The 5,390-nt window shown below is 55.5% G+C and carries 3 rRNA genes; all 3 read left to right on the plus strand.

What is annotated here, in order from left to right:
• The first annotated feature begins 208 nt into the window (after positions 1 to 208).
• A 16S ribosomal RNA gene (locus ACYVGD_RS16380) occupies positions 209 to 1,723 on the plus strand.
• 352 nt (positions 1,724 to 2,075) lie between these two features.
• Positions 2,076 to 5,174, plus strand: a 23S ribosomal RNA gene (locus ACYVGD_RS16385).
• Between the two features lie 109 nt (positions 5,175 to 5,283).
• Positions 5,284 to 5,390, plus strand: a 5S ribosomal RNA gene (gene rrf / locus ACYVGD_RS16390); the annotation flags it as partial.

Here is a 5,390-nt window from a genome sequence, read left to right on the forward strand (position 1 = left end):
AGCGTGCTTAAAGTCAATGCCAAATATTATATGCACAGATGTTATGTTTGTGTGTTCCCGGCACTGGTTGTCTCACTGTGTTTGTGGTGGGGTGGTTGGTGTTGGATTTCTTTGAGTAGATTATTGGGCCAGATGTTTTTCTGGTTTGCCTGGTGATTGCTTGATGTTGTTTGACGCCTGTGCCCCTTGTGGGGTTTGGTGATATTTTTCAACGGAGAGTTTGATCCTGGCTCAGGACGAACGCTGGCGGCGTGCTTAACACATGCAAGTCGAACGGTAAGGCCCTTCGGGGTACACGAGTGGCGAACGGGTGAGTAACACGTGAGCAACCTGCCCTTCACTCTGGGATAAGCACTCGAAAGGGTGTCTAATACTGGATATTCACATGTCATCGCATGGTGGTTTGTGGAAAGTTTTTCGGTGAGGGATGGGCTCGCGGCCTATCAGCTTGTTGGTGAGGTAGTGGCTCACCAAGGCTTCGACGGGTAGCCGGCCTGAGAGGGCGACCGGCCACACTGGGACTGAGATACGGCCCAGACTCCTACGGGAGGCAGCAGTGGGGAATATTGCACAATGGGCGGAAGCCTGATGCAGCAACGCCGCGTGCGGGATGACGGCCTTCGGGTTGTAAACCGCTTTCAGCAGGGACGAAGCGCAAGTGACGGTACCTGCAGAAGAAGGACCGGCCAACTACGTGCCAGCAGCCGCGGTGATACGTAGGGTCCGAGCGTTGTCCGGAATTATTGGGCGTAAAGAGCTTGTAGGCGGTTTGTCGCGTCGGAAGTGAAAACTCAGGGCTTAACTCTGAGCTTGCTTCCGATACGGGCTGACTAGAGGAAGTTAGGGGAGAACGGAATTCCTGGTGGAGCGGTGGAATGCGCAGATATCAGGAGGAACACCGGTGGCGAAGGCGGTTCTCTGGGACTTTCCTGACGCTGAGAAGCGAAAGCGTGGGGAGCAAACAGGCTTAGATACCCTGGTAGTCCACGCCGTAAACGGTGGGCACTAGGTGTGGGTCACATTCCACGTGATCCGTGCCGTAGCTAACGCATTAAGTGCCCCGCCTGGGGAGTACGGCCGCAAGGCTAAAACTCAAAGGAATTGACGGGGGCCCGCACAAGCGGCGGAGCATGCGGATTAATTCGATGCAACGCGAAGAACCTTACCTGGGTTTGACATACACCGGAAACAGCCAGAGATGGTTGCCCCGTAAGGTCGGTGTACAGGTGGTGCATGGCTGTCGTCAGCTCGTGTCGTGAGATGTTGGGTTAAGTCCCGCAACGAGCGCAACCCTCGTCCTATGTTGCCAGCAATTCGGTTGGGGACTCATAGGAGACTGCCGGGGTCAACTCGGAGGAAGGTGGGGATGAGGTCAAGTCATCATGCCCCTTATGTCCAGGGCTTCACGCATGCTACAATGGCAGGTACAGAGGGCTGCGAGACCGTGAGGTTGAGCGAATCCCAAAAAGCCTGTCTCAGTTCGGATTGGGGTCTGCAACTCGACCCCATGAAGTCGGAGTCGCTAGTAATCGCAGATCAGCAACGCTGCGGTGAATACGTTCCCGGGCCTTGTACACACCGCCCGTCAAGTCATGAAAGTCGGCAACACCCGAAGCCGGTGGCCCAACCCTTGTGGGGGGAGCCGTCGAAGGTGGGGCTGGTAATTAGGACTAAGTCGTAACAAGGTAGCCGTACCGGAAGGTGCGGCTGGATCACCTCCTTTCTAAGGAGCTTTTGTGGCGGCCTGCTTCGGTGGGTTGTTCATGCACCCTTGTCATCGCCGGATGTGTGGTGGGGGGTGGCTCTGGATTGTGGAACATTGGCCTGAGCCTGGGTCTGGGTGCTCGTGTCTAGTACTGCCTCGCTGTGGTGGGGTGTGGAACGTTCGGGTGTCTGGGGTTGGGTGGAGCACGCTGTTGGGTCCTGAGGGATCGACTCCTGGTGGGGTGGGTTTCTTGTTGCGGACCTTGGTCTGGGCCGGTGGTTGCTGGTGTGGGTCGGGGTGTCGCCCGTATGTTGAGAACTTCACAGTGGACGCGAGCATCTTTGTAGTGATTTTTTGAACGAGTGTTATTTTTCAAGCTACTAAGGGCAATCGGTGGATGCCTAGGCACCAAGAGCCGATGAAGGACGTTGTAACCTGCGATAAGCCCCGGGGAGCTGGTAAACGAGCTTTGATCCGGGGATTTCCGAATAGGGAAACCTCGAAGGTGACCGGAGTAATGTCCGGCGACCCCATCCTGAATATATAGGGGTGTGGGAGGGAACGTGGGGAAGTGAAACATCTCAGTACCCATAGGAAGAGAAAACAACAGTGATTCCGTAAGTAGTGGCGAGCGAACGCGGAAGAGGCCAAACCAGGCGTGTGTGATAGCCGGCGGGCGTTGCATGTCTGGGGTTGTGGGGCCATCGTGATCGATCTGCCGGTCGGTCGGCCAGTAAGAAATGATGACGGAAGACGAAGGACTCTGGGAAGGTCCGGCACAGAAGGTAATACCCCTGTAGTCGTAATGTTGTCACTGGTTGATGTCACCCCAAGTAGCACGGGACCCCTGAAATCTCGTGTGAATCTGGCGGGACCACCCGCTAAGCCTAAATACTCCTTGGTGACCGATAGCGGACAAGTACCGTGAGGGAAAGGTGAAAAGTACCCCGGGAGGGGAGTGAAATAGTACCTGAAACCGATTGCCTACAATCCGTCGGAGCCTTTCGGGGTGACGGCGTGCCTTTTGAAGAATGAGCCTGCGAGTTAGTGGTATGTGGCGAGGTTAACCCGTGTGGGGTAGCCGTAGCGAAAGCGAGTCCGAACAGGGCGGTTGAGTCGCATGCTCTAGACCCGAAGCGGAGTGATCTATCCATGGCCAGGTTGAAGCGACGGTAAGACGTCGTGGAGGACCGAACCCACCTCAGTTGAAAATGGGGGGGATGAGCTGTGGATAGGGGTGAAAGGCCAATCAAACTCCGTAATAGCTGGTTCTCCCCGAAATGCATTTAGGTGCAGCGTCGTCTGTTTCTTGCCGGAGGTAGAGCACTGGATAGTCTAGGGGGCCCACAAGCTTACCGAAATTAACCAAACTCCGAATGCCGGTAAGTGAGAGGACGGCAGTGAGACGGTGGGGGATAAGCTTCATCGTCGAGAGGGAAACAGCCCAGATCACCAACTAAGGCCCCTAAGCGATAGCTAAGTGGAAAAGGATGTGGAGTTGCGGTGACAACCAGGAGGTTGGCTTGGAAGCAGCCATCCTTGAAAGAGTGCGTAATAGCTCACTGGTCAAGTGATTCTGCGCCGACAATTTAGCGGGGCTCAAGCTATCCGCCGAAGTTGTGGCATTCACGCGTGTACCTGGCTTCGGTCCAGGTGTGTGGATGGGTAGGGGAGCGTCGTGTGCGCGACGAAGCGGCGGGGTGACCCAGTCGTGGAGAGCACACGAGTGAGAATGCAGGCATGAGTAGCGAATGACGGGTGAGAAACCCGTCCGCCGAATATCCAAGGGTTCCAGGGTCAAGCTAATCTGCCCTGGGTGAGTCGGGACCTAAGGCGAGGCCGACAGGCGTAGTCGATGGACAACGGGTTGATATTCCCGTACCGGCGTACAGACGCCCATGCTGAATCAGGTGATGCTAAGGATGGAAGCCGCTCGGATCCCTTCGGGGTGATGGGTGGTGACTCTTCGACCCGAACTTGTAGTAGGCAAGCTGCGGAGGGACGCAGGAAGGTAGCCCATCCCGGGCGATGGTTGTCCCGGGCTAAGTGTGTAGGGTGACACGTAGGCAAATCCGCGTGTTGTGTGCCTGAGACATGATGGCTGGACAGAACACGTTCTGTCGAGTGGGTGATCCTATGCTGCCTAGAAAATCTTCGTGAGCGAGTCTGTGAGCCGCCCGTACCCCAAACCGACACAGGTGGATAGGTAGAGAATACCAAGGCGATCGAGATAATCGTGGTGAAGGAACTCGGCAAAATACCCCCGTAACTTCGGAATAAGGGGGACCTGATTCGTGATGACATTTTCTGTTTGAGCGTTGAGGGTCGCAGAGACCAGGGGGAAGCGACTGTTTACTAAAAACACAGGTCCGTGCCAAGTCGTAAGACGATGTATACGGACTGACTCCTGCCCGGTGCTGGAAGGTTAAGGGGAACTGTCAGCGTGAGCGAAGCGGTGAACTTAAGCCCCAGTAAACGGCGGTGGTAACTATAACCATCCTAAGGTAGCGAAATTCCTTGTCGGGTAAGTTCCGACCTGCACGAATGGAGTAACGACTTCCCTACTGTCTCCACCACGAACTCGGCGAAATTGCACTACGAGTAAAGATGCTCGTTACGCGCAGCAGGACGGAAAGACCCCGGGACCTTTACTATAGTTTGGTATTGGTGATCGGTACAGCTTGTGTAGGATAGGTGGGAGACTGTGAAGCATTCACGCCAGTGAGTGTGGAGTCAACGTTGAAATACCACTCTGGTTGTTCTGGTTATCTAACCTCGGACCATGATCTGGTTCAGGGACAGTGCCTGATGGGTAGTTTGACTGGGGCGGTCGCCTCCCAAAAGGTAACGGAGGCGCCCAAAGGTTCCCTCAGCCTGGTTGGCAATCAGGTTTTGAGTGTAAGTGCACAAGGGAGCTTGACTGTGAGACAGACATGTCGAGCAGGGACGAAAGTCGGGACTAGTGATCTGACGGTGGCATGTGGAAGCGCCGTCACTCAACGGATAAAAGGTACCCCGGGGATAACAGGCTGATCTTGCCCGAGCGTCCATAGCGACGGCATGGTTTGGCACCTCGATGTCGGCTCGTCGCATCCTGGGGCTGGAGTCGGTCCCAAGGGTTGGGCTGTTCGCCCATTAAAGCGGCACGCGAGCTGGGTTTAGAACGTCGTGAGACAGTTCGGTCCCTATCCGCTGCGCGCGTAGGAGTCTTGAGAAGAGCTGTCCTTAGTACGAGAGGACCGGGACGGACTAACCTCTGGTGTGCCAGTTGTCCTGCCAAGGGCACGGCTGGTTGGCTACGTTGGGAAGTGATAACCGCTGAAAGCATCTAAGCGGGAAGCACGCTTCAAGATGAGGGCTCCCACCATTTTGGTTAAGGACCCCGGAAGACCACCGGGTGATAGGTCGGATGTGGAAGCACAGTAATGTGTGGAGCTGACCGATACTAATAGTCCGAGGGCTTGATAACACACACTTTTCTTCATGATTTTGCTACGAAGATGCTACGCGTCCACTGTGAGGTCTCTCGAGGTACGGTCGAGCCAACATTGTTGGTGCCGCGGATATCTCCATAGAGTTTCGGTGACCATAGCGTAAGGGAAATACCCGGTCCCATTCCGAACCCGGAAGTCAAGCCTTACAGCGCCGATGGTACTGCACACGGGAGTGTGTGGGAGACTAGGAC

Source organism: Mariniluteicoccus endophyticus, assembly GCF_054780035.1.